Origin of the sequence: Pseudoalteromonas sp. CR1 (assembly GCF_019392235.1) — a bacterium.
In the GTDB taxonomy this organism is placed as follows: Bacteria; Pseudomonadota; Gammaproteobacteria; order Enterobacterales; family Alteromonadaceae; genus Pseudoalteromonas.
The window spans coordinates 1-238 of the sequence record NZ_JAHXRM010000610.1; the positions used below are offsets into that span (position 1 = coordinate 1).

1 protein-coding gene is annotated in these 238 nt (G+C 60.9%); it reads left to right on the top strand.

Annotation, left to right across the window (positions count from 1 at the left end):
- Positions 1 to 17 precede the first annotated feature (17 nt).
- Positions 18 to 238, top strand: a 221-nt coding sequence (locus KZZ04_RS20740; protein ID WP_219424112.1) for a 50S ribosomal protein L11 methyltransferase, incomplete at its 3' end; no start/stop codon positions are given.

Sequence of the window (238 nt, forward strand, 5' to 3'; positions counted from 1 at the left end):
TTTCAAAGGTGCCCGCCATGCCTTGGCTGCAAGTCCGTCTCGCCATCAGCCCAGAACAAGCCGAAACCTACGAAGACGCTTTCCTCGAAGTGGGCGCTGTCTCGGTGACCTTCATGGACGCCGAAGACCAACCAATCTTCGAACCGGAACTCAACACCACGCCGCTGTGGTCCCACACCCACTTGCTGGCCCTGTTCGAAGACGGCACCGACGCCGCCGCCGTGCTGGCCCATATGGA